This window comes from Streptococcus constellatus, assembly GCF_902167705.1.
Classification (GTDB): Bacteria; Bacillota; Bacilli; order Lactobacillales; family Streptococcaceae; genus Streptococcus; species Streptococcus constellatus_A.
Genome location: NZ_CABHMZ010000007.1, coordinates 17,438 through 43,964, shown reverse-complemented (window position 1 = coordinate 43,964; position 26,527 = coordinate 17,438). Strand labels below are relative to the sequence as shown.

Annotated in this window: 17 protein-coding genes and 1 other annotated feature; of the genes, 2 read left to right on the top strand and 15 right to left on the bottom strand. The window is 40.3% G+C overall.

The features are described 5' to 3' along the window. Positions 1–129: 129 nt before the first annotated feature. The 10 genes from FQ204_RS02080 to FQ204_RS02035 all read right to left on the bottom strand — a co-directional run bounded on the left by FQ204_RS02080 (position 130) and on the right by FQ204_RS02035 (position 18,284). Positions 130–2,526 (bottom strand): glycogen/starch/alpha-glucan phosphorylase, encoded by a 2,397-nt coding sequence (locus FQ204_RS02080; protein ID WP_144207989.1) that lies wholly within the window; start codon positions 2,524–2,526, stop codon positions 130–132. Positions 2,527–2,547: 21 nt separating this feature from the next. After that, a complete protein-coding gene (glgA, locus tag FQ204_RS02075) occupies positions 2,548–3,981 on the bottom strand; it encodes a glycogen synthase GlgA (RefSeq protein ID WP_144207986.1) in 1,434 nt (477 codons plus the stop codon). After that, positions 3,978–5,117, bottom strand: a complete 1,140-nt coding sequence (glgD, locus tag FQ204_RS02070) for a glucose-1-phosphate adenylyltransferase subunit GlgD (protein WP_144207983.1) — start codon at positions 5,115–5,117, stop codon at positions 3,978–3,980. The genes glgA and glgD overlap by 4 nt, the downstream gene beginning before the upstream one ends. After that, entirely contained in the window at positions 5,107–6,249 is a 1,143-nt protein-coding gene (locus tag FQ204_RS02065) for a glucose-1-phosphate adenylyltransferase (protein WP_144207980.1), read from the bottom strand. Before FQ204_RS02065 ends, glgD begins: the two co-directional genes overlap by 11 nt. Before the next feature lie 3 nt (positions 6,250–6,252). Then, the gene (gene glgB / locus FQ204_RS02060; RefSeq protein ID WP_144207976.1) at positions 6,253–8,163 is read right to left on the bottom strand and encodes a 1,4-alpha-glucan branching protein GlgB; all 1,911 of its coding nucleotides are present in this window, start codon (positions 8,161–8,163) and stop codon (positions 6,253–6,255) included. A 532-nt stretch (positions 8,164–8,695) separates the two neighbouring features. Further along, positions 8,696–12,376 (bottom strand): helicase-exonuclease AddAB subunit AddA, encoded by a 3,681-nt coding sequence (gene addA / locus FQ204_RS02055; protein ID WP_144207973.1) that lies wholly within the window; start codon positions 12,374–12,376, stop codon positions 8,696–8,698. Next, positions 12,373–15,645: an ATP-dependent nuclease subunit B gene (gene rexB / locus FQ204_RS02050; RefSeq protein WP_144207970.1), complete on the bottom strand. Its 3,273-nt coding sequence runs from the start codon at positions 15,643–15,645 to the stop codon at positions 12,373–12,375. The genes addA and rexB overlap by 4 nt, the downstream gene beginning before the upstream one ends. 119 nt (positions 15,646–15,764) lie before the next feature. Next, complete coding sequence (locus FQ204_RS02045) at positions 15,765–16,979, bottom strand: ABC transporter permease (RefSeq protein ID WP_144207967.1); 1,215 nt, start codon at positions 16,977–16,979, stop codon at positions 15,765–15,767. Next, on the bottom strand, positions 16,976–17,869 hold the full coding sequence (locus FQ204_RS02040; RefSeq protein WP_144207964.1) for an ABC transporter ATP-binding protein: 894 nt from the start codon (positions 17,867–17,869) through the stop codon (positions 16,976–16,978). Before FQ204_RS02040 ends, FQ204_RS02045 begins: the two co-directional genes overlap by 4 nt. A gap of 202 nt (positions 17,870–18,071) precedes the next feature. Then, entirely contained in the window at positions 18,072–18,284 is a 213-nt protein-coding gene (locus FQ204_RS02035) for a YdbC family protein (protein ID WP_003025304.1), read from the bottom strand. An 87-nt stretch (positions 18,285–18,371) separates the two neighbouring features. On the opposite strand from FQ204_RS02035, the gene FQ204_RS02030 reads away from it, so the two are divergent. Further along, the gene (locus FQ204_RS02030; protein ID WP_186286753.1) at positions 18,372–18,713 is read left to right on the top strand and encodes a hypothetical protein; all 342 of its coding nucleotides are present in this window, start codon (positions 18,372–18,374) and stop codon (positions 18,711–18,713) included. Positions 18,714–18,728: 15 nt separating this feature from the next. Here the strand turns inward: FQ204_RS02030 and FQ204_RS02025 are convergent, their stop codons facing one another. From FQ204_RS02025 to trpX, 3 genes are read right to left on the bottom strand one after another with little or no spacing between them, the layout of a single operon-like run. Next, positions 18,729–19,487, bottom strand: coding sequence for an ABC transporter ATP-binding protein (locus tag FQ204_RS02025; RefSeq protein WP_049494093.1), 759 nt, complete (start codon positions 19,485–19,487; stop codon positions 18,729–18,731). Continuing rightward, a complete protein-coding gene (locus FQ204_RS02020) occupies positions 19,484–20,350 on the bottom strand; it encodes an ABC transporter permease (RefSeq protein ID WP_144207958.1) in 867 nt (288 codons plus the stop codon). The genes FQ204_RS02025 and FQ204_RS02020 overlap by 4 nt, the downstream gene beginning before the upstream one ends. A gap of 44 nt (positions 20,351–20,394) precedes the next feature. Next, positions 20,395–21,399, bottom strand: a complete 1,005-nt coding sequence (gene trpX, locus FQ204_RS02015; RefSeq protein ID WP_144207955.1) for a tryptophan ABC transporter substrate-binding protein — start codon at positions 21,397–21,399, stop codon at positions 20,395–20,397. Positions 21,400–21,530: 131 nt separating this feature from the next. Beyond that, positions 21,531–21,767: a binding site (T-box leader), on the bottom strand. 118 nt (positions 21,768–21,885) lie between these two features. Here trpX and fbp62 point away from each other — a divergent pair. Continuing rightward, entirely contained in the window at positions 21,886–23,535 is a 1,650-nt protein-coding gene (gene fbp62 / locus FQ204_RS02010; protein ID WP_144207952.1) for an Rqc2 family fibronectin-binding protein Fbp62, read from the top strand. Positions 23,536–24,044: 509 nt separating this feature from the next. Here the strand turns inward: fbp62 and budA are convergent. Both budA and alsS read right to left on the bottom strand, forming a co-directional pair. Continuing rightward, positions 24,045–24,764 (bottom strand): acetolactate decarboxylase, encoded by a 720-nt coding sequence (gene budA, locus FQ204_RS02000; protein WP_144207949.1) that lies wholly within the window; start codon positions 24,762–24,764, stop codon positions 24,045–24,047. 92 nt (positions 24,765–24,856) lie between these two features. Beyond that, positions 24,857–26,521 carry an acetolactate synthase AlsS gene (gene alsS / locus FQ204_RS01995; RefSeq protein WP_144207946.1) on the bottom strand — a complete coding sequence of 555 codons (1,665 nt, stop codon included), beginning with the start codon at positions 26,519–26,521 and terminating at the stop codon, positions 24,857–24,859. Positions 26,522–26,527: the final 6 nt, after the last annotated feature.

The following is a 26,527-nucleotide window of genomic DNA, read 5'->3' as shown; positions in this document are numbered from 1 at the left end:
TCGTTTCCATTTATTAACTTCTGATTTTCTACATAATTATATTATAACCTATCTTTAAACAGATAAAATAGATAAGAACTACAAGTATCTTTCAACAAAGAGGCTGGATAAGTCCCAGCCCCTAGCTTATTACTTTTTCAGGTTCCAAATTTCTTTGGCGTATTGTTCAATCGTATCATCTGATGTAAATTTATCAGATGTTGCGATATTAACAAGGCTCATACGCGCCCATTTTTCTTTGTCGCGATAGAGTTGATCAATCTTTTCTTGGGCAGCTACATACGAAGCAAAATCTTCCAGAAGGAAATATTCGTCATTGTGCGTAATTAAAGCTTCATAAATCTCAGAACCTTCATTCCGAACATTTGGAATGCTTCCATTCACAAAACTATCCACTACGCGACGAATGATTGGATTTTTTTCGTAGACACCACGTGAGTAGTAATCATGACGGGCATAGTGGTCGTAGACTTCGTCTTTGTCCATACCGAAAATTACAATATTGTCATCTCCGACTTCATCTTTGATTTCAATATTGGCACCGTCAAGGGTTGCCAGAGTAATGGCTCCCGTCATCATAAATTTCATATTAGATGTACCAGAGGCTTCCTTAGAAGCAAGCGAGATTTGCTCTGACACATCTGCAGCAGGAATGATGAGTTCAGCCAAACTGACACGATAATTTTCAAGGAAAACAACCTTTAGCTTGCCTTGTAAACTCTCATCATTATTGACGAGATTAGCCACTTCATTAATCAATTTGATAACAGATTTGGCAAAATGATAACCCGGCGCTGCCTTGGCACCAAAAATGAAGACACGTGGCACCATATCTTTATCAGGATTTTCTTTTAAATCCCAATATAATTTAAGGATATGAAGCAAATTGAGCAATTGACGTTTATAGGCGTGAAGCCGCTTCACTTGTACATCAAAGATAGCTTCCGTTGACACTTCCACTCCTGTAGATTCTTTGATGAAAGCTGCTAAGCGCGCTTTGGCCTCTTGCTTGATATTATAAAATTCACTCAAAACTTGCCGATCATCTTTGTAGTCTAAAAGTCTGCGAAGTTCATGAATATCCGTCCGCCAATCTTTACCAATCAAGCGATCAATTTCATTTGACAATGGTTCGTCTGCAATTTGCAGCCAGCGACGTTGAATGATGCCATTCGTTTTATTATTGAATTTTTCAGGATAAATAGCATAAAAATCACGGAGCGTATCTTCTTTAAGAAGTTCTGTATGAAGTTTTGCCACCCCATTGACCGAATGCCCACCAATAATCGCCAAATGTGCCATGTGGATTTGATTATCCTTGACAATCCGAGTATTTTCAATCACTTGTGGATCAATGCCACGCGCAGCCATATCAGAGACATAGCGATTGTCAATTTCAAGGATGATTTGATAAACACGAGGAAGAACATTTTTAAAGAGTTCTGCATCCCATTTTTCTAGTGCTTCTGAAAGAATGGTGTGATTGGTATAACTCATCGTCTTAACTGTTGCATTCCAAGCATCTGCCCATTCAAGACCGCAATCATCCAACAAAAGTCGCATAAACTCTGCTGGTGCAACCGCTGGGTGTGTATCGTTGATATGAACCGATACCTTTTCATGAATTTGCTCTAAAGGCAGGCCTTGCTTCCGATAAGATTTGATAATTGTCTGCAAGCCGGCACTGGTCATAAAATATTCTTGAATCAAGCGCAATTCTTTTCCTTCATAACTTGAATCATCTGGGTAAAGAATAGCTGTAATATCGTGTACCTTGCGACGCGCTTCAATCGTTGGATAGTCTAATTCATATTCTTCAGGAATTTCAACATCCCAAAGACGAAGATTATTGACAATATCATTTTCAAAACCAATTTGTGGTACATCGTAAGGCACTGCACGAAGAGTTTGTGAATTTTCATAAAAGGGAACGATTCGTCCTTCTTCGTTGGCTTGAAGATAGACATTCCCAAAGATTTTGACATCTACAACATCGTGATCCTTACGCGTTTCCCAGACATTTCCGAGACTGCCAAACCAATCATCTGGCAATTCGACTTGATAGCCATTTACAATTTTTTGTTTGAAAAGTCCGTAGCGATAGCGGATTCCATTACCAAATCCAGGATAGCCTGTAGTTGCAAGTGAATCCATAAAAGCTGCTGCAAGACGACCAAGACCGCCATTTCCTAACGCCATATCGTGCTCAGCCTGTTTGACAGCCGTAAAATCAACACCTAATTCGTCAAAACCTTCTTTGACAACATCAAGGATTCCAAGATTTAGTAAATTGGTTTCCAGCATTCGCCCAGGCAGAAATTCAATAGAAAAGTAATAAGCAATTTTTTGCTTGTCTTCTACTAGTTTGTTTCGTCGTTCCAACCACATAGGAGTGATGTATTTGCGAATTGTACGTGCTAAGGTTTGAAACAGCTCTGTTGGAGTGGCATCTTCTACCTTAATCAATTGTTCTTCATGTAAAATATCTTTAAAGTCATGAAGAAACTGTTCTTTTGTTAGTTCCATTTCTTAACGGCAAACTCCTTTCTATGAATAAAGAGATTGGTACAAATGACTATAAGCTTGGCTAGCTGTATCCCATGAAAAATCACGTTCCATAGCTTGTATTTGAAGGTCATGCCATGCTTCTTTATCATTGTGATATAAGTCAATAGCCATGTCAAATGTCCATTTCAGCCAGTAACCTGAGAAATTATTAAAGCTAAATCCAGTTCCTGTTCCTTCGTAAGCATTGTACGGTTGAACAGTGTCACGCAAGCCACCAACTTCATGCACAAGCGGCAATGTTCCATAACGCATTGCCATCATTTGGGACAATCCACATGGCTCAAAGCGACTCGGCATCAAGAACATATCACAAGCTGCATAAATTTCTTGGGCTAATTTCACATCAAACGTAATATTGGCAGATAATTTTTCTGGATAAGCTTGACCAAACCAAGCAAAGGATTGCTCAAAAGACGGGTCTCCTGTACCTAAAAGAACGATTTGTACATCATCTTGCAGTAAATTGTGCAATTGATCTACAACCAAATCAAAGCCCTTTTGTCGGGTCAAACGAGATACAATCCCTACCAGTGGCACATCATCTCGCACAGGCAGACCAACTTTTTCCTGCAAGGCCCGCTTATTAGCAAGTTTGCCAGATAAATCGTCTTTGCTAAAATGATGATCCAACAGCGCATCTGTTTCTGGATTATAAATATCTGTATCGATTCCATTGACAATACCTGATACTTTACCAGACTCCATCCGCAAAATTTGATCCAAACCACAACCAAATTCTGGCGTCATAATTTCACGCGCATAACTTGGTGACACGGTTGTCACACGATCTGCATACAGAATCCCTGCTTTCATCCAGTTGAGACAGTCATTCCAACGCAAGGTACCGTCTGCATAGCGCTCATAGCCCACTCCGAACAAATCCCAGAGCATGCCATCAGAAAATTGCCCTTGAAATTCTAAATTGTGAATGGTTAAAACAGTCCGAATGCCATGATAAGCCTGAATCCAATGATATTTTTCTTTTACCAAAAATGGAATCATTGCTGTATGATAATCATGCGCATGAAGAATATCTGGAATAAAATCTATTCGTTCCATCAACTCAACAGCCGCCATTTGGAAATAGGCAAAACGTTCGCCATCATCAAAATCGCCATAAACATGACCACGGAAGAAATAGTATTGATTGTCTATAAAGTAGAAAGTAACACCGTTTAAAACCATGCGTTTCACGCCGACATATTGACCGCGCCAACCGACTTTCACTTCAAAATGGAACAGGTCTTCCATTTGGTCGCCAAACTTTTTATCTACCATATCATAATAAGGAAGAATAACGCCCACTTCATGACCTGCCTTCACAAGAGATTTAGGGAGAGCGCCAATGACGTCCCCCAAACCTCCTGTTTTAGAAAAAGGTGCACCTTCTGCTGCTACAAATAAAATTTTCATTGAATTCTATCCTCTGTTACTTTTTCGCCTTTTTTAATAACAACTGGGTTATCAACTGTTCCTCGAACGGTCACATTCTCAGCAACTTCAACACCCTTATCTAAAATAGCATTTTCTACAACAGCATTTTTACCAATAATGGCACGCGGGAAGAGAATACTGTTTTTAACACTACTTTCTTTGTTAATGCGGGTATTACGAGAAATGACAGAATCAGTAACTTCTCCTTCAACGATACTACCAGAAGCAAATTGAGAATTTGAAACCTTAGAACCGACTGCATAATAAGTTGGTTCTTCATTTTTTACTTTAGTATAAATCTTTTGATTTGGAGAGAAAAGAGAGTAGAATTTTTGCGAGTCAAGCATATCAATATTGGCATTGAAGTAAGAATTAACAGAATGAATATTTGCCAAATAACCTGTGTATTCATAAGCAAATGCTTTTTCCTGAGCAGCTAAATCACGCAAGACATAACGCAATTTTTGAGGAAATTCTTTCTTCGCTTCTTCTTCCAATTTTTCAATCAACCAAGGTGTATCCACAACGAAGATATCTGTTGACATGTTATACAGCTCTTTAGTATCTTTTTCATCAAATAAATGATGACTTTCCACATGGTCTGTATCATCAATTTCTAACACAGCATTGACTTCAGAAATTTCTTCTTTTGGTAATTTTTTATAGACAACTGTGATTGGCTGATCAGTTGTATTATGTAAGTGGAAGACTTGGTTCAAGTCAATGTTCACCAAAACATCACAGTTCAATGCTACTGTCTGATCACTGCCCGAACGTTTTAAGTAAGTCAACAATTGCTCGTAGTATTCTTTGCCAACAGTAGAGCTTTCTACGCGCGTATTGTAAATGCCGAGATAATAGTGACTCAAAAGAGTAGACAGACCCCATTCACGTCCAGAACGGATATGGTCAAAGACAGAGCTGATATTATCTTGTTGGAAAATGCCAAAGACACTCCGAATGCCTGCATTGGCTAAGCTGGACAATGAAAAGTCAATCAAACGATATTTCCCACCAAAAGGCAAGCTGGCAACTGGACGATGACTTGTCAAAGTAGACATATCATGAAATCCAACTGTATTTCCTAAAATTGCTGAATATTTATCAATCTTCATCTGATGGTACCCCCACTTTCTCATTGTATCCGATAACTTGTACTTCGTCTGTTCCATCAATTTCTACACCATCAGAAATGACAGCTCCTTCACCGATAATAGCACGTTTAATTTTCGCCCCTTGACCAATGATGGCGCCACTCATTACAACAGAATCTTCTACAACTGCATCTTTACGCACTTGAGCTTCCGTAGAAAGAATGGAATGCTTAACTGTTCCATCAACAAGACAGCCATCCACAACCAAAGAATCTTCAACATGAGCATTTTCTCCAAGGAAGTTTGGTGGGGAAATCAAGTTACGTGAATAAATTTTCCATCGACGATCACGGCTATCTAAAGCATTGTTTGGATCAATATATTCCATATTGGCTTCCCAAAGTGATTCAATCGTTCCAACGTCTTTCCAGTAGCCTTTAAATTCATAAGCATAGACGCTTTCGCCGGATTCGAGATAATTTGGAATAACATTCTTACCGAAGTCAGACATATCTACATTGCTCTTTTCAGCAGTGACCAACATATTGCGGAGACGTTTCCAGTCAAAGATATAAATCCCCATAGAAGCCTTGGTAGACTTAGGTTCAGCTGGTTTTTCTTCAAATTCGACAATGCGATTATTGGCATCTGTATTCATGATACCAAAACGACTTGCTTCTTTCAAAGGAACATCCAGAACAGCTACTGTCAGGCTGGCATTATTGTCCTTGTGAGATTGAAGCATATCATCGTAGTCCATTTTGTAAATATGGTCACCAGACAAAATCAAGACATATTCAGGATTGATAGTGTCAATATAATCAATATTTTGATAAATCGCATGACTAGTTCCTTCAAACCAACGATTGCCTTCACTTGCTGAATACGGCTGGAGAATAGACACACCTGTATTGATGCCATCCAGCCCCCAACTAGAACCATTTCCAATATGACTATTCAAAGCTAATGGTTGGTATTGAGTAATAACACCAACATTATGAATCCCTGAATTTGCACAATTGGACAAAGCAAAGTCAATGATACGGTAACGTCCACCGAACTGTACTGCTGGTTTGGCAATACTTTGAGTGAGTTTTCCAAGGCGTGTTCCTTGCCCACCGGCAAGAATCAAAGCTAGCATTTCATTCTTCATCTGTTACTCCTTTTTGGACTTTTTACTTACATTTGCTGATTTCACACGACGTTTAATCTTCCAAATACTTGCCCCTAATGCTGGCAAAGTAAAGGTCAACGTCTGAGGATAATCCTTCCACAAGCCTTCTTGAGACTGAACTGTTTGATTGTACTCTTTCCATACACCTCCCCATTCTTCTAATTCGGTATTCCAAATTTCTTCATATATGGCTGCCACCGGAACACCAATGGTAAAGTCTTTGCGCTCTACCGGAGCCATATTAAAGACGCAAACTAACATATCTCCTTTGTCATTTTTCCGAATAAAGGAAAGCACACTTTGATCTGTGTTATCCGCATCAATAATTTCTAAGCCATCCCAGCTTAAGTCATTTTCCCACAAAACGCGATTGTCTTTATAAAGCTGATTGAGTTGAGAAGTGAAATGCTGCATCTTAGCATTCATATCATCTGCCAAATCACGCCATTCTAAAGATTCTTCGCATTTCCATTCTAAGAATTGTCCCCATTCACTGCCCATGAAAAGCAATTTCTTACCTGGGTGACACATTTGATAAGTATAGAGATTGCGCAGACCGGCAAATTGATTATAGCGGTCTCCCCACATCTTATGCATAAGGCTCTTCTTACCATGCACCACTTCGTCATGAGAGAATGGCAATAGGAAGTTTTCAGAGAAAGCATACATGAAGCTAAAGCTTACTAGATTAAAATCATACTTGCGGTAAATCGGATCTTCTTCGTAGAAGCGCAGAATGTCATTCATCCAGCCCATGTTCCACTTGTAGTCAAAACCAAGACCACCCATTTCTGCCATACCCGTAATCTTCGTATCACTCGTACTTTCCTCTGCAATCATCATGACATCTGGATGAGCCAATTTGATAACCGTGTTCAATCGTTGAAGGAAGTAATAGCCTTCGTAATTTCGATTGCCACCGTCTATATTTGGTTGCCATGGACCACTATCGTAATCCAGATAGAGCATGTTGCTGACAGCATCTACACGGATTCCGTCTAAGTGATAAAAGTCAATCCAAAACTTAATACTAGAAATCAAGAAAGACTGCACTTCATTTTTCCCTAAGTCAAAATTTAGAGCGCCCCAGCCATAATTGTGGGCACGGTCATGATCTTGATACTCAAATGTAGGTGTACCGTCATAATAAGCCAAGGCATCATCATTGATAGTAAAATGACCCGGCACCCAGTCGACAATAACTCCGATATTATTGACATGGCATTCTTCTACAAAATCACGAAACTCTTCAGGAGTTCCATACGTGTGCTCAAGTGCAAAATATCCCATCAGCTGATAACCCCAGCTCAACCCAAGTGGATGCGCCATTAGTGGCATGAATTCCACATGAGTATAATTCATTTTAACCAGATAAGGAATCAGTTCGTCTTTTAATTGAGCAAATGAATACGGACTGCCGTCTTCATTCTTCTTCCAAGAACCTGCATGAGCTTCGTAAATATTCACTGGACGTGAGAAAAATCCCCAACGTTTTCTGCGAGCTAACCACAGACCATCTTTCCATTTCTTTTCTGGAATCGTCCGAATCACTGCACCTGTACCAGGACGTTTTTCAAAATAGATAGCTAAGGGATCAATTTTTAAAATTTCTTGACCACTGCTTCGTTTAACGTTGTATTTGTAAATATCTCCTTCCTTTGGCAAATCCGTGAATACTTCCCAGACGCCGCCTTCATTGCGTGTCATAGGAATCTGATTTTCATACCAGTCGGTAAAGTCTCCTATTAAATGCACACTTTGAGCATTTGGCGCCCATACACGAAAGGTATAGCCGCTTTGTCCATCGACTTCATCTTGATGAACCCCCAAATAGTGCTGCAAATGGAAATTTTCACCTGTGGTAAAAGTTCTCAATGCTTCTTGTCTATCCATTTTTTCACCTCGCTTTGTAAGCGTTTTCTATGATTCTATTTTACTATTTTTCCTATTTCTTTTCAAGTAAATTTCCATTATTATTACAAAAAATTCTCAAAACCAAACATTTCTTCAAACAATGCTCACTATTATTAAAAATAACTAGATTTTGTTAGAATTTCGAAATTTTTATTCCATTCCTACTAAATAGACGCTAACATATTAAAATTACTTAAATGAAAATTTTCATAAAGGTCTATACAGATTTATAAAAAAGACCGCACAAAGCTGCCTTTTCTGTTTAATTTATAGTAGCAAATTACAAGATTACGATCTAATTGCAAATATTTTTCCTCCACTCTCTGATGTACTACTATTCTATCGAACTTTTCTGAAATTTTCAAGCTGTATTTTCAACAAAATACAGAATTTAGGAACTTTTTTGATTTTTAATAATAAAACATTCGTAAATAAGAGGACGATTTTGCTATTTCACGTTGTAAAGCATAAAAAAGAATTGGAAATATTCATCATTCCAATTCTATTTTAGCTATTCTACTTTCACTACTTGAAGCTGCGTTCCGCCCAACAGCACTAAATATTTTTCAATTTTTTCAATACCATACGAACGACGAAGAGCTTCAGCGTAAAGCTCTAGTTGTGCTTGGTAGCGTTCCACTAATTCACTTGGATTCGTATATTTATCTGTCTTATAATCAAAGAGAATGATTCGGTCAGCCAGTAGGAGATATCCGTCTAAAATCCCACGGACTACAAAATCCTGTCCGCTTGCTTGATCTTGCTTTAACATAGCAAAAGGGGCTTCTCGATAAAGTTTATCTGCATGTTTTAGCAACATTTCACCCAATTCTGTTTCAAAGAAAGCAGCAACTTTTTCAATGTCAATTTTATCTTTGACAGCCTTTTCTGCCTGAACTTGAGTCAATGCCTGTTTCAATCTTGTGAGATCAGGCTTCTTATCCAAAGAAATCCGCTGCATCAATTCATGAACAGCGCTACCAATTTGCGCCCCTGTAACTGGAGCTTTTTTAGCAAAGTCTGGTAGTTCAAAAGAAGTTTTTCCAATAAAATCTAGGGCTTTTTTCTCCATAATCTCAACACCGTCTGTGTCCATGACCGGTTCATAAAATTTCTTGATTTGGCTCGGTGTTCGAACACTTGGCAAATGAATAGCGGCTCGATACTGGGTATTTAGCCTGTCCACATTTTCCAAAATATCCAAAGCCCTGCGAATATCCTCAGACTGGCGATTATGCGCTACACTTTCTTCAACAATTGGTTCCTTTAGCTTTAGCTGACCTATTTTTTCACTTGTTAGGTCACTATCCGTCACAAATTGTGTTGAAAAAGCTAAATCATCATTCTTAAAAACAGTTCGCAAAGCCCAAAGCCACTCTTGAAAACTTGTCATAGTTTGCCTAATGGAGGTTGCTAAACGACCCTTTTCTGGAGAAGGGAAAGTCTTTTTCTCCAAGCTTTCCTGACGACCTTTGCCAACCAGATACAACTTTCTTTCAGCCCGTGTCATGGCAACATACAGCAGACGCATTTGCTCAGAAATACTTGCTAAATGAATTTCACGCTCATTTTGCTCATAAGGAAGAGTATCAATAGACAAACGAACATGATTAGGCGCCAACTTATCAGCGACATCTACCACTACGTCTGCGACATACTTGATACCGACGCCATTTTGACGACTGAGGATCAAAGCAGAGCTGCTATCCTTACGATTGAAGGCCTTGTCCATATTGAGCAAAAAGACATATTTAAATTCCAGACCTTTGCTCTTGTGAACCGTCATCAAGCGGACTGCATGTTTCGGAGCTGCAACAACTACACTTGCCAAGTCATTTTGAGTTTCTAAGATCTTATCAATCATCCCAATAAAACGAGACAAACCTTTAAAACTCATCTTTTCATAATCGTTCGCTCGCAAAGTAAGAGCGTAGAGATTCGCTTGACGCCCTGCTCCATTTGGTAGAGCTCCTACGTAGTCGTAATAAAAGCGGTCTTGATAAATTTTCCAAAGCAAATCATAGAGCGAATTTGTTTTTGCATACTCTCGCCAAGTTTGCAGTGTTTCTTGAAACTGCTGGATTTTCTTTAAAAGAGGAGGTGTGATGAGTTCAGGATGTTGACCGTGCCCGCTTAAGACATTTTTCAATTTCTCATAGAGATTTTCCTGATGAGCAACATGATTAGCTTCAGTCACCTTTTTTTGCAAGGCCAAACGAGCCAATTCATCCTCAGTAAAGGTGAACATTGGCGATTTTAAAAGCGCCACTAGAGCGTAATCATTGAGAGGATTGTTAATCGTACGCAACGTATCTAACATCACCATGACTTCTACAGATTGCAAATAATTATCCTCGCCACCGTCTGAAACGACTGGGATATCATACTTGGCAAATTCAGCTAAAATCACATCATTGCGCGTCCGTGAAGCTGTTAGCAATGTTATGTCTTCAAATTGGACGTTTTCTTCATTGTGCAAACGAATAATCTCTTTGATAACCAGCGCCACTTCTCCTGCAGACACAGAAGAAACATCCTTGTCGTTTTCCTCATTATCCGTCTCAAGTGTTCCATCATAAATGAGAAATTCTGTCTGATATTGTGGATTTTGTTCTTTCTTGTCAGGATTTCCAGCTACCAGATAATGCGTTTCATTGTAATCAATTTCTCCCACTTCCTCATCCATGAGACGTTTGAAAACGTCATTCGTGGCTTCCAAAACTTCCACATGACTGCGGAAATTTTCCTTCAAAACAATCAATTTCCCTTGCCAGCTATCCTCTTGATAGGTTTTAAATTTCTCATTAAAAATCTGCGGATCAGCCTGACGAAAACGATAAATAGACTGTTTAATGTCCCCCACCATAAAGCGATTATGCCCATTTGATAACAGCTCCAGCATACGCTCCTGCGTGTGGTTGGTATCCTGATACTCGTCCACCATAACTTCATGATATTTTGTCCGATAAAAGTGGCGCACATCAGGGAATTCTTCCAAAATCTGAATGGCAAAATGATTGATATCCGCAAATTCAAACGCATTTTCTTCTTTTTTGCGGTTCAAATAACTTTCAACAAATGCTTTCATAAACCGTTGCAAGACAAGCAGGATTTCTTTTGCTTCCTCATGATAGGTCATTTGAAATTCAAAGCGATAAAATCGATCCGCTAAATCACGTAAAACCTGAATTTTTTCTTTGCGTTTTTCATTGTATACCTTGATAATTTCTTTTAATTCTTCCTTGCGTCCGCTGTTGGTCAAAGCTTTTCCATTGCTTGCGCGCGAGATTTCTACAACCCTATCAAGCACTGTGAGATAGGCTTCTTCAGAGGGCTGCCCTTGTAAACTTACCAGGCAATCAAGCACAATCTGCACATTTTCAAGGTATTTTGCTTTGGGAAATTCCTTAGCTTCATTCGCCAAATGATAGTGGAAGAATTCTTCTAGGTCAAAAAGAGCTTCTTTTGTTTGTGCCAAAAGTTGCGCTTTTTCTTCTTGGAAATCCGTACACTCATAGCCTTTCAAAAAATCTTTTTCCAACCATGCTATTGGATTACTGGTGGATTGCAAAAAAGCATAAATCTTATAAACTTGTTCTCGAAAACCAAGCAAATCTTTTCTCTGACCTGTAAAGTTTTTGACTAATTTTTTAAATAAGGCTGCCTGATTCGATTGATAGAATTCTTCAAAAACTTGCTCGAAAACTTCATTTTGCAACAATAACTGCTCACTCGCACTTTGCAAAATGCGAAAATTCGGCGCCAATTCCAAAAGATAACCATATTTATTTAGGACTTTTTGAGTGAAAGAGTCCATGGTTCCAATGTCGGCATTCGGAATATCAGCTAATTGCTGTGCCAAATGCTGTTTGAGCACCTCATCATTTGTTGCCTTCAAGACCTTTGCCAATTCTTTTTCCAAGCGCTCTTTTAATTCACTGGCTGCTTTGACAGTGAAAGTTGAAATGAAGAGCTGCTCAATGCGAACTCCCCGCAGAATTTGGTCAATAATCCGCTGCACCATAACAAAGGTTTTTCCTGAACCTGCAGAAGCAGACACAAGAATATTTTGACCGGAGGAGTAAATGGCTTCAATCTGTTCTGGTGTATGTTTTTGAGCTTTGTTAGACTGGGCTTCTTGATTCTGCAAAGCACAAATCTCTGCTTGACTCAAAAATGGAATTTGCTTCATTTTTCTAACTCCTCCTTCATCTTTTCTATCCATGCTTGACGTTTTTTTTCACCTGTCGGGTGGCTATCTAACTTAACCAAATGGCGGGCGCTAGAAAGGTGAAGATTCGCTTCAAAACCTGTAATGGATTTGTATTGCTCTACAAAAGGTGCAATACTTCTGCCATTTTCCGTATAAGGATTGATGTTAAAATGCCCTGCCAATATCTTCTCAGCAGCACGGCGATACAAGAGTGCATTATAAGCCAACAAAGTTTCTAGCTCTTCTTGACTCAATAAATTGACTTTCTTTTTATTATACAAACCATTGAGCTGATGAGCCTGCGCAGACAAGAATAGACCTTTATATTCTAGGTTCTTCATCGCCTCTTTGACTGCATCACCCTGTGACTTCGTCTTAGCTAATGGCACGAGCGGATTGGTCATCTGCAAATACATGGCACCAAAGACCTGTACTTCATCATTCGCCCACTTTTCTTGCTTCAGCGCCATTAGATATGTAGGCAATTGAGAATTTAAGCCATTGAAAAATTTTTGAAAATCAAAATTCGTGTCACTTGATTTATAATCCACAATTCCCAGACTGCCGTCCATCTTCAATCGGTCGATGCGGTCAACTTTGCCTCGAATTTGAAGGTTGCGTCCGTCTGACAATGTTAGAACATTTGTTTCTTCCTGTCCGAAAACAGCTTCTTCTTGAATGGTTTCTACTAAATCATTTCTTTCTAGAACATGTCCTGTCGCACGCACGGTGTCCAGCAAAACTTCGTAAGCAAATAATGCTTCTGCATTTTCTGTATAAAGAGCTTCAAATTCCGCTTCCTGACTCGCTTCTTGAATGGCTTTTTTTAGACGATCATCGAATGGCTCACTAGACTGCTCTTGCATGACTTTTTCAAACACACGGTGCAGAAAATTTCCATGACTGCGCGCATCTGGGTGAATCGTCATTTCTTCCTGCAAAGCCAAGACATACTTCAAAAAATAAGCATATTGATTGCGATAGAATTCTGTCAAAGCTGAAGTTGACAGCTGAAATACCTGATGAGGCGGATAAAGAGCTTGCAATGTCTGCGTTGACAAGGTTTCTGTTTCAAGACTTGACGTTACATTAGGAATCGAAATGCCTTCACTTTCCAATTTTTTGCGCAAAACCCGTACAGCTACTGACCAAAAAGTCTGCTCTTTCTCCGTCAAAGAACGCTCCCGATCAATATCTCCTTGATTCAACTCAATAATTCTCGCCAACAAAGCACGGTAAGTACCAATATCATCACTTGTTGCCTGCGGACGCTTCACTTCAATCGGCAGTCCAATTGGTTGTTCATGCAGTTCTAACAGATATGGAGAAATATTGTTCTCTATTTCATTGACAATCTGAGGAGTGGAGAGGACAAGCCTCTCTGTTGCAGCATTCAAAAGCGACAAGGCGACAAAACGATTTTTCTTGAGATTTTCCTGAGCAGCAATCAGCAATTCCGAATGCTCATCTGTTGCTTCATTTAATCGTAGTCGGTCTTCGTCTGACAAAAGGCTCTTATTTTGGGAAATTTTGGGAAAATAGTCTTGGGTCAAGCCAACAGCATAGACAAACGGACTTGACAAAGGCTCGATCAAGTCATAAGACTGAATGGTCACAACATCTACTGTTGCTGGAATAGTTCGATAGTTGGATAACAGCATTCCTGACTGTACCAGAGTCAAAAAATCATCTAGCTTGACTTTGCTGGCTGAAAAAACACTGGAAAATTGTTCCAAGACATGGCAAAAAGCCTTCCAGACTTCTTCTTGTCTTTCTTGGTCTTGCGGGTCAATAGAAGTGACTAAACCAGCAAAATTCTGAGAAAGAGAAGTTGTCGTTAAAAATTGATGAAATTTTTGAAGCAAACCTGTCGCTGTTTGACTGCGAGATTTAAAAAATTCCAAGAGCGGAGTGATTATTTTTTTTCTTAATTGATTGATGTGAATCAGGTCAAATTTTTGATGCTGATTGTGAGTGAAATCTTTAGAAAATTTACTAATCCCTTTTACATCCGCAAAGCGAATATATTGCTCAAACAAGTCCAGCTCTTCTTGCTTTAAATGACCATAAAGACCTGTTTTTAAGAGATTGAGCAAATCTTCCGTCCGAAAATTATAGCGTTTCAAACGCACTAAAGATTCGATAAATTGCACCAAAGGGTGATGTGCCATAGACTCGCTTCGCCCCAGATAAAAGGGAATCTGATACTGATCAAAAATCGTCTTTAACTGCAAACGATAGGCTTCTACATCTCCTAAAAGAACGCGAATATCCTTGTAACGAGCACCGTCATGAACTCGCTGGCGAATGCTCTTTGCCACATACTCCAGTTCTTCCTTTTGATTGACCGTTGACCAAATCTGTATATGCGAGCGGTCTTGCTCCGTCAGCTCCAGCTCAACATCTGAGAAATCATAGCGACTTTCTAGCAGTTTTGAAATCTTTCCAAAAGGATCATCTAGCTGTATTGACGGTATGTATTCAGGTTTTACCTTATATTCATCTGCCAAATGACGCAAAAAATCTACACTTGCCTGATACAGATTGCCCTCTCGAAAACTTGCACGATAAGCTTTTTCACTTGCATAAGCACCGATGACGATTTCCACGCCCTTGCTATGCAAAAGCTCGATCAAATAAGCTTCCTCAGCAGAAAATCGCGTAAAGCCATCAATCACCAAAACCAAATCCTGCAGTTCCTCATCCACGTCACCTACTATAATATGATTGGCAAATACCATAATATTTGAATCAGAAGTAAATTCACTCTGATTTAGCTGATGTGTTACTAACTGTAAAATATTGATTAAATCTGCTTTTTTCTCATCCTCATCTAGATAATCTAAATCCGCAAAGGTCATCTGAGCAGCTTGCAATTCATGATAAAGATCAACCAATTGCTGAATAAATTGCGCATCCGTACGAATACCACCGTACACCCGCAAATCGTGCTCATCCATTTCTGACAAGACTTTGTAAAACAGCATTCCCAAACCAATATCGTCTAATGGTCTACCTTGCTGCACATCATTGAGGACAAAATAACGCGCCATCTGCGCAAAACGTGTCACTGTAATAGCAAACGAGGCGTGGTTTTCTAAAAGACTCAAAACAGCCCTCTCTTTTTCAAATGAAAGAGAGTTAGGAGCAATATAAAACACGCGCTTGCCTGCTTGTGCCAAGCACTCTGCTTCTTTCACCAAAATCTTCGTTAAGGGATTGCGAATATCAGTATAAAGTAATTTCATGAGCATCCTTTTTGTCAAAATATAGTCTTATTATATCATTTTTAAAGTTTTTCAACAGCGATTGACTGCATACCTTATCAAGAAAAAATCCCCACAAGAATACTTGTGGAGAACGATTTTTAATGATAAGCTAAAGCTTTTTTGAAGCTCTTCCAAATGCCAATATCATCTGTCTGCAAAATCAAACTGGAGTAAATCCGACCGATATAAACTGTCATTCCTAAGGTAAAGACAAAGGCAATGGCAAATGAAATCCAAGCTTCTAGCCCATTTGCATAACCGTTAATCGCACGGAAAGGCATAAAAAAGGTCGAAATAAACGGAATATAAGAACCAACTTTCAACAAGATCGTGTCACCAGCGTTTCCAAGAGCCGCCACTCCAAAAAATCCCAAAATAATCAGCATCACAACAGGCTGAACAGCTTTCCCAACGTCTTCAATTCTCGTCACCATTGACCCTAAAAAGGCAGATAAGACTACAAACATAAAGACACTCAAGGTGATGAAAGCAATAGTATTAAAGGAAATTGCTTCTCCCAAATGTTTCATCAGATTTGGATTGGCATCTAAGAATTCTTTTACAAAAGAAATCTGGTCTGAAAAAGCAAGCAACAGCACAGCGCCGATTACATAAATGCTGACATGGGTCAAGATAACTGCAAAAATCCCTGCCATTCGACCATAGAAATATTCAGAAGCCTTGATACTGGAGAAAATAACCTCCATAATCTTGGTTCCTTTTTCACTAACAATTTCTTGAGCAGTAGAGCTTGTATAGACAAGGAGAATCATGTAAAGCATAAACCCAATTGCTGTTGCGACAATCGTTTGAGTTGCCTTCTTCGCTTCTTTCTTCTCATCAATCTTTTCCTTGAAATCAATAGCTCTTGAAAGCAGCTTGACTTGATTAGCTGATAAATTAGCTTGACTAATATTTGCAACCTGCTGCAACTGCATCAATTTCTGTGTAATCTCAATTTTTGTAGCACTACTCATGCTCGTATCTGCAAAATAAGTTGCCTTGATCTGCCCCTCTGCTTCTGATACTAGCAAATATCCGCCAACATCGCCATCTTTTACAGCTTTCTTAGCTGCTGCTTCATTTTTATAATCGAAATCCAGATTCTTAGTATCTTTCAAAACTTCCTTGACTTGAGGATTATCTACTACGACTGCAACACGGTTAGAATTACTACTTGACATGGAGGAAAGATAACCAACTCCCATACTCAGACCGATAAAAATGAAAGGCGAAATAACCATGAAGACAAAACTCCATGACTTGACATGACGAAGATAGGTTTCTTTGATAACAATTAAAGTCTGTTTCATACTTCCACCCCTGATTCTAACTTAAAGATTTCATCAATTGTTGGAGCTTGTTGGTCAAAAGTTTCAATATATTGTCCTTTAGTCAACAAGCCAAACAATTCCTTACCAGCTGCTTCGTCATCTAATATCAATCGCCATGTTCCTTGGTTGGTTAGATTGGCTTTACTTACGTGAGGAAGTGCTTCTAATTCCGTTTGAGACAGCGAGCTAGACACAAACAGACGTGTTTTGCCGTATTGATTACGAACCTCCTGCACACTGCCATCTAAAATAACTTTACCATCACGAATCATAACAACATCATCACACAATTCTTCCACATTGGTCATCACATGGTCAGAGAAAATAATCGTTGCTCCACGCTCTTTTTCTTCAATAATGACCCGTTTCAAAATCTCGGTATTCACAGGGTCCAAACCACTAAATGGTTCGTCTAGGATAATCAAGTTTGGTTCATGCAAAAGCGTGATAATCAACTGAACCTTTTGTTGATTCCCTTTAGACAAGCTCTTGATTTTATCGGTCACTTTTCCTTTGACTTGCAAGCGCTCCATCCACTGAGGCAATTTTTCTTTCACAACTGCATTTGGCACTCCCTTTAAGTTTGCCAAATACCGCACTTGCTCATAAACGGTTAACTTAGGCATCAGACTTCGCTCTTCTGGCAAATAACCAATTTTCCGATAGGTCTCCTGAGAAATCGATTGCTTATCAAATGTAATGTTTCCGCTGTATTCTAAAAAACGCAGAATACTGTGGAAAATCGTTGTTTTCCCAGCACCGTTCTTTCCGATCAGACCGAGGATTTGTCCTGATTCAGCCCTGAAATCAACACCAAATAGCACTTGTTTTTGCCCAAAACTTTTTTCTAAATTTTGAATTTCAAGCATCCTAAACCTCCTAAAATTCTAAGTTTACTATATGCATATATAGATTCTCTATATTTAATAGTATAATCTTTTGAAAGCGGATTTTCAAGTTTTTGTGTAAAATTTTCTTATTTTTTTTTACAACAAAAAGAGAGTCATCAATAGCCGCCATTTATAGATTGACTGCCTCTCACTCTCTTACCTTGATTCTATTTGCGCTTTACTAAGCCTTAAAAGCATCCACTAATACTTGAAATTCTTCATTAGAGAGCGTAATCCCTTTCCCCATTTTTGTATGGTCAGGACTCCAACTACGAATATCGTATTTGGCTGGCGCACCATTGAAGCTCACACGATTCAGCTCTTTCGTCCAGCCTTTATCATTTTCTGACAACACCAATAACTTTTCTTCTATCTCAAATTTGAATTCTGACATTTTTGTCTCCTTTTTCTTCTTTCTTGATTTATTCGTAAAAAATTTACTTTTTTAGCGAGTTTGTTATATAATATATTGTAACAAGTTATGGAGAATTTAGCTATGAAAAAATTTCTCGAAATGATTTTAGAGCGCGCAAGTGAATTTATCAATTACAAAAAGGATACACAAGAGATAAAGGAAGACAACGCCAATATTTTGCAGACGATTGAAACAGCTTTGCAAAAAAAATCAGGTGTGCATGTCATTTTTTCAGATAAAAGTTTTACTGGTGATATTGTCAAATATGACGAAGAGCGTCAGCAATTGATTGTTAAAAACTTCCAGAAAAGTATGTCAACGATTATTCGTATTTCAGATATTAAGCGGATTCGTCTGGTTCCAAATACTATCAGAGAAGCGCAAAAAAGAAATTCCAACCTCAGCTAGGAGATTGGAATTTTTTTATTCAAATAAGCTGTAATAATCCGCAATCGTCATTTTCGCTTTCTCTTCTTGATGTAAGTCTTGGATAATTTGTCCGTCCTTCATGACAATCAAGCGATTGCCGTATTTGAGAGCATCTTCCATGTGGTGAGTAATCATGAGAGCAGTCAGTTGGTCACGATTCACAAATTCATCTGTCAGACTCATCAATGCCACACTGGTTTTGGGGTCAAGCGCTGCTGTATGCTCATCCAAAAGCAACAGCTCAGGGCGTTTGAGAGTCGCCATTAAAAGACTCAACGCCTGTCTTTGCCCGCCAGAGAGAAATTCAATCGGTGTGTCCAAATGTTTTTCTAAGCCATTGCCGATTTTGTCTATTGTCTCCTGAAATTCTTTGCGATAATGGCTCAGACGGCGTGGCACTAGACGGCGTTTTTCACCACGAAATTTAGCAATCAATAGGTTTTCTGCCACCGTCATGCGCGGAGCTGTTCCCATCTTTGGGTCTTGAAAGACGCGTGACAGATACTTAGCCCGTTTTTCTGGTGAATAACTGGTCACATTTTCACCTAGAATATAAATGCTGCCACTCGTCAATGGTAATGTTCCTGCAATGACATTGAAAAGCGTAGATTTTCCCGCCCCATTTCCGCCTAAAATGGTAATGAAGTCATGCTCAAAAATATCCAGTGAAACATCATTTAAAATAACTTTTTCTTCCTCAATACCTGTGTTGACAATTTTTGTCGCGTTTTTTAATTCTACAATTGCTGTCATTTGCTTAACTTGACTCCTTTAAAGAATTTATTTTTGAAAGTCGGAATCATGAGACAAATTGCCAAGATAACCGCACTGTAAAGGCGAAGATAGCTGGTATTAAAGCCAAGCGCAATCACGCCCCAAATCAGGAATTGATAGAAAATAGAACCGACAACAATCGTCAATAGGCGTTCTGCCAATGTCAGGCTGGTAAAAAGCACCTCTCCGATAATGAGACTGGCAAGCCCCACAACGATGACACCAATCCCACGCGAGACATCCGCATAACCTTCCTGCTGGGCAATAAGGGCTCCAGCTAGGGCAATGACGCCATTAGACAGCACCAACCCCATTAACTCCATTCGTCCTGTGTGAATGCCAAAACTCCTTGCCATATCCGGATTATCACCCGTGGCAATATAGGCTTGACCCAATTTTGTATCTAAGAAAAAGAGCAATGCTGCAATTACCAAGCTAACAAAAATCAATCCTGTCAGAAGATTGTTTAATTCGACAGAAAATGGCAGAAAGTCCTGAATTTGCTTCGTTCCGAGAAGTCCAAGATTAGCCCGCCCCATTAGCATGAGCATAATGGAGTGGCAGGAAGTCATGACCAAAATCCCTGAAAGGAGAGTAGGAATTTTCCCCTTAGTATAGAGAAGCCCTGTTACCATGCCTGCCAGACAGCCAGCTAGAATGGCAGCAGCAGTTGCTAGAAAAGGATTGATTCCCTTACTAATTAGCGTAACTGCCACTGCTCCGCCCAATGGAAAAGATCCTTCTGTAGTCATATCAGGGAAATTTAAAATGCGGAAAGTCATAAAAATCCCCAAGCCTAAAATAGCCCAAACAAGTCCTTGTGAGACAATTGAAATAATCATACTGTTGTCCTAACTTTTAAAAATATCGTTTCTTATCAATCGGATTACTCAATGACTTGTCCTGCTTTTTTCAGAACATCATCTGGAATCGTTATTCCTAGCTGAGCAGCCACTTTTTTGTTCACAACTGATTTGCCAGTAGCAAAGATTTCAACAGCTGTGTCTGCTGGTTTGGCACCTTTCAAAATTTTCGCTGTCATTTTTCCAGTCGCCACTCCAAGATCTTTTTGATCGACAACAACCGAGCCCAGACCGCCTTCTTCTACCATAGCTGTCGCACTTGGATAGATAGGTTTTTTAGCCGTTTGATTGCTGGAAACAACTGTTGAAAAAGCAGAAGCAATGGTGTTGTCAATTGGAATCCAAATAGCATCTACCTTTCCTGTCATCACATTCATGGTTGAAGCAATCTCATTTGTAGAAGGTACAGCATAAGGAAACACTTTATAACCTGCTTTTTCAGCCAAAGCTGTAAATTCTTCTACCTGCGTTTTTGAATTGTCTTCACTGCTTGAATAAAGAACGCCAATTGTTTTCACATTCGGTGTTAATTGTCTGATGAGCTCCAATTGCTGCTTAGCTGGATTGTGGTCAGACACACCTGTAATGTTGCCTCCCGGCTTTTTCAAATCCTTTACTAAATTCGCCCCAACTGGATCAGTCACTGCTCCCATGACGATTGGCTTGTCTTTCGTTGCACTAGCCAAACCTTGAGCAGCAGGCGTTGCGATTCCAATCAGCACGTCATTGCCATTGGCAACTAATTGCTTGCTCATCGTTGCCACTTTACTTTGGTCACCTTCCGCATTCATAAAGTCAATCTTGATCTTCTTACCTTTATAACCTTCTTGTGCCAATCCTTCTTGAGTCCCTTTATAAATCAAATCAAGTGACGGGTGGCTGACATATTGCAGCACACCAACTTTCACTGTTTTTGTTGTATCGCTTGTCTTCGTCGCTTTCTCGCCAGTTACACTAGAATAAATAATGCCTCCGACAACTAATACCACTAAAAGAGCAATCATTCCCATTAACCGTTTGTTTTTCATATCTGTTCTCCATTTCGTATTTTCTAATTTTTATTCGAGTAAAAGCCAGAGTCGCCATCGTTTCAACATATTTTTACCTCCATTAACGAGACTGAAACAATAAAAGAAAAACCCACACACAGTTCATCCTGTGTGAGGGCGTAAATCGCGGTGCCACCTCAATTATGGGAAAAATAATAGACTTCTCCCACATCTCTATCTTGTCTAACAACAAGTTGCACTGTAAGGTGTGCTCACCGAATTTTTATCGTTTCAAATTCAATTTCTATCCATTAGCCCAATTTCATAAAACGCTGCTGCTTATTTTCACCAACCACAAGCTCTCTGCCAACAACTATTTTATTACTTTTCTAATTTGATATTATTTTAGATGTTTCTGAAACAAATGTCAAGTGTTTTGTCAAACTTTTCTGACAATAATTTTCCAACCTTTTCTTGCTATTTTTTGTTATAATTTTCTTTAGTATCATTCAAGGAGAGAAAACCATGTCCTTTGACGGATTTTTTTTACACCACATGACAGAGGAATTGCGGCAACAGTTGCTATATGGTCGCATTCAAAAAATCAACCAACCTTTTGAGCAGGAATTAGTGCTGCAAATCCGCAGCAATCGGCAAAATCACAAATTACTCTTATCTGCTCACCCTGTTTTTAGTCGCATTCAACTAACCAATACCAGCTTTGAAAATCCCGCAGTGCCTAATACATTCATCATGGTCATGCGGAAATACCTGCAAGGCGCTACGATTGAAAGCATTGAACAGATTGACAATGACCGAGTTTTAGAAATCTCTGTCTCCAACAAAAATGAAATTGGAGATAGCGTGGCAGCAACTCTAGTCATCGAAATCATGGGCAAACACAGCAATATCATCTTAATGGATAAGGCAAGTGGCAACATCATTGAGGCCATTAAGCATGTTGGCTTCTCGCAGAATAGTTACCGCACGATTCTGCCGGGCTCAACCTATGTTGCTCCACCTCAAACAGGCAGTCGCAATCCGTTTACGATTTCTGATGAAAAGTTATTTGAAATTCTCCAGACAGAGGATTTATCAGCTCGTTCTTTACAGAAGCTATTTCAAGGCTTGGGGCGCGATACAGCGACCGAGCTCAGTCAGCGCTTAACGAGTGACAAACTAAAAACCTTCCGTGCTTTCTTTGCCAGTCCCACACAAGCTCATCTGACAACTAAATCCTTTGCGCCCATTCTTTTTATGGACAGTCAGAAAGAATTTCCGAGCTTATCGCAGCTGCTAGACGACTTCTACCAAGACAAGGCGGAGCGCGACCGTGTTAACCAGCAGGCTAGCGAATTGATCCGTCGAGTGGAAAATGAGTTAGAGAAAAATCGCAAGAAATTAAAAAAACAAGAGCAGGAATTAGTCGCGACTGAAAATGCGGAGGAATTTCGCCAAAAAGGAGAATTGCTGACTACTTTCCTCCACCAAGTCCCTAACAATGAAGATCAGGTTTCGCTAGAGAACTACTACACAGGCGAGACAATTAGCATCGCTCTGGACAAGGCATTGACTCCTAACCAAAATGCTCAGCGCTATTTTAAGAAATACCAAAAGCTGAAGGAAGCGGTCAAGCATTTGACAGGATTGATTGAGGAGACCAAAGAAACCATTCAATATTTGGAGAGTGTGGAAACCGCCTTGTCACAGGCTAGCTTGACAGAAATCGCAGAGATTCGTGAGGAATTGATCCAGACAGGCTTTATTCGCCGACGCCAGCGCGAAAAAATTCAAAAACGAAAAAAACCAGAGAAATACTTGGCAACTGACGGTAAAACGATCATTTTGGTCGGTCGAAATAACTTGCAAAATGATGAGTTGACCTTTAAAATGGCTAAAAAAGAGGAGCTTTGGTTCCATGCGAAAGACATTCCCGGCAGCCATGTGGTCATCACAGGCAATCTGCAACCAAGTGATGAGGTCAAGACGGATGCTGCGGAGCTGGCCGCTTATTTTTCTAAGGCGAGACTGTCCAATCTCGTTCAGGTGGATATGATTGAAGTCAAAAAGCTCAATAAGCCAACCGGTGGCAAACCCGGTTTTGTGACCTATACTGGGCAAAAGACCCTGCGGGTCACTCCCGATGAAGTCAAAATCAAATCTATGAAAATGTAAAGGTGTCCGCTAATCGGCACCTTTTTCTGACGACTCTTCGTACGTCCGACCCTCGGACGAAGCAAACCAATTCTCAGGCAAGCTGTCCGACCCTCGGACGGAGTGAACCAGTTATCAGGCAGGCTGTCCGACCCTCGGACGGAGTGAACCAGTTCTTAGGCAGGCTGTCTGACCCTCGGACGGAGTGAACCAGTTCTTAGATAGGTCGTCGACCAAGGCGACAACTTGAACTAATTCTCATTCTCTCCGTCGACTGAGGCGAAAGACCTAAAAAGAGAGTGTGGGACAGAAATCAATCATTCGAAGAATTTGATTTCGTCGTCCCACCTCCGCACAGTTGGTTAGGATAGCCGCTATCACCGGTATAACAAGGGATAAGGATATCCAACCAACCACTGCGTCTTATAAGTCTGACTATATAAACAAAGGAAGCTGAGCACTTTTGTCCCAGCTTCTTTATATTCTATTTAAGGCGTATGTAGGTCTCTTAAACCTACCCCACCGCCTTTTTATTCCGATTTCTCAATATCTTCCTTTAGCTCCGCCACATTCAATTTAGCAGAGAGAAAATCTTGATCTTGAACAGGGAAATGCTGCTCCAATGCTGCAATCGTTCCGATTTCAACCTCTCCATTTTTCATGACAAAATCCATGATATGTCCGCCAAATTGGTGGTCATCAGATAGAAAATGAAGATGATAACCGGCTACGCTGACACCGTGAAATAGCTCCGGCGTCCAAAAGCCAACGATTGTTCCCGAAATGTGTTCTGCATGGTACTCAGGTTGATGAGCTGCGATTTCTGCGAATTTCTTTCCCGAAGAGGATTTTGGAGCCATGCGTACGTGCATGTTGCTAAATTCACCATGAATCTTGATAGAGTGAAAAAGATTTTCCCCGACATAGCTAGCCTCTATGCGCTTCTTCAACGCTTCATCGGTCAGCTCAACGTCCTGACGAAAATGTGCCTCTGCTCGGTGGAAAGCCACTGCAGCATAAGGAACCGTCATATCCATTGAAACCTCTATCACTTCAGGACTTGCTCCTATCCCCTTAGCTTGATAGGCCTTGCCGTCAAGCACAATCAGCTCTCCGTCAATGGAGTCTAAAGTGCCAATCCCTAAGTCACCATGTTGAAGCAATTCTCCAATCGTCATCGTCCCCTTGTAAAGCCCCGCCATCAAAGCTCCCAAAGTATTGTAATGAAATAATGTTACAAGCTCTGCCATTTCTCCTCCCAGATAATGTTTACTATCTTTCTTTGAAAAACAGTGGAAAAAGGAACCCTTTTAAAAATTGCGAGTTCTTTCCCACTCCTTCTTTAATAAAACTCATCTGGCAGAATGGTTTCTCCCAGCGTGCTGCTGTCCTTGTAATCAACTGGCACATCAATGATGACCGGTCCATTTTCCTTTAAGGCTTTTTGAAGCAGCTGTGTTAATTCTGCTGGAGATGTCGCTCGGAATCCTTTTGCCCCAAAACTCTCTGCATATTTGACAAAATCAACAGGTCCGAAGTCCACTCCAGATGAACGACCGTATTTCATTTCTTCTTGGAATTCCACCATATTATAATGACCATCGTTCCAAATAAGATGAACAATTGGCAAGTGCAGGCGAACCGCTGTCTCTAACTCCTGAGCTGAAAAGAGGAAGCCCCCGTCGCCAGATACAGAAATAATCTTTGTGTTGGGACGAACCAAGGCTGCTGAGATTGCCCAAGGCAATGCTACACCTAGCGTTTGCATCCCGTTTGAAAAGAGCAAGTGCCGTGGTTCATAACTCTTGAAATAACGCGCCATCCAAATGTAATGCGTACCCACGTCGACAGTAACTGTCATATCGTCTGTCGTATTTTCCTGCAAGACTTCGACAATATCCAGCGGGTGCAGGCGACCTTTTTCGGTTTGGCTACGGTCGAATTTCACATCACCATCCATTTTATCGCGCAGCACTTGCAGATATTCCCGTGAGCCTTCTGGTAATTGATAGCCGTTAATCGCGGGCAGCAATAAATCCAAAGTATTTGCAATATCTCCAATCAGCTCACGCTCCGGTTGAAAGTAAGTATCAATCTCTGCTGGTTCTACATCAATCACGATAACGCGGGCAGAAATTTCCGCATTCCAATTGCGCGCTTCATACTCAATCGGATCATAGCCGATAGCGATGACTAGGTCAGATTTTTTCAGGAGCATGTCACCCGGCTGATTGCGAAACAGCCCGACACGCCCAAAGAAAGTAGCTTCTTCCAAATCACGTGAAACAATCCCAGCACCTTGGAAAGTTTCCACAACAGGTAACTGTACTTGCTCCAACAACTGACGAATAGAAGCCGTTACTTTAGCACTTGAAGCGCCATTCCCCAAGAGCAGAACTGGCAACACAGCGTTTTTAATCGCTTGCGCCAGGTAGTTGATGTCAGCCACCGAGCTAGAACCCAACTGCGGATCCGTCAACGGTTTAATAGCTTTGACTTGCACCTGACTATCCACCACATCCTGCGGAATGGAAATGAAACTTGCCCCCGGCATTCCTGACTTAGCATGACGATAAGCATTGGCAATGATTTCTGAAAGAGTATTTCCGTCTTGCACTTCGACCGAATACTTGGTAATCGGCTTAAACAGCGCAGCATTGTCCATAGACTGGTGAGCGCGTTTGAGCAGGTCAGCGCGTTTGACCTGACCAGCTAAAGCCAGTACTGGGTCACCCTCTGCGGTCGCAGTAACCAAGCCCGTTGCTAAGTTTGAAGCGCCTGGCCCGCTCGTTGCAATCACGACACCCGGCTCCCCTGTAATCCGCCCAATTCCTTGCGCCATAAAAGCAGCATTTTGTTCATGACGAGCAACGATAAGTTGTGGACCTTTGTCCTCTAAGGTATCAAATACACGGTCAATCTTTGCACCGGGAATCCCAAATACATAATCCACCTTGTGATTGATTAAACTATCCACAATTAAATCTGCACCAAATTTTTCAGTCATTTTCTT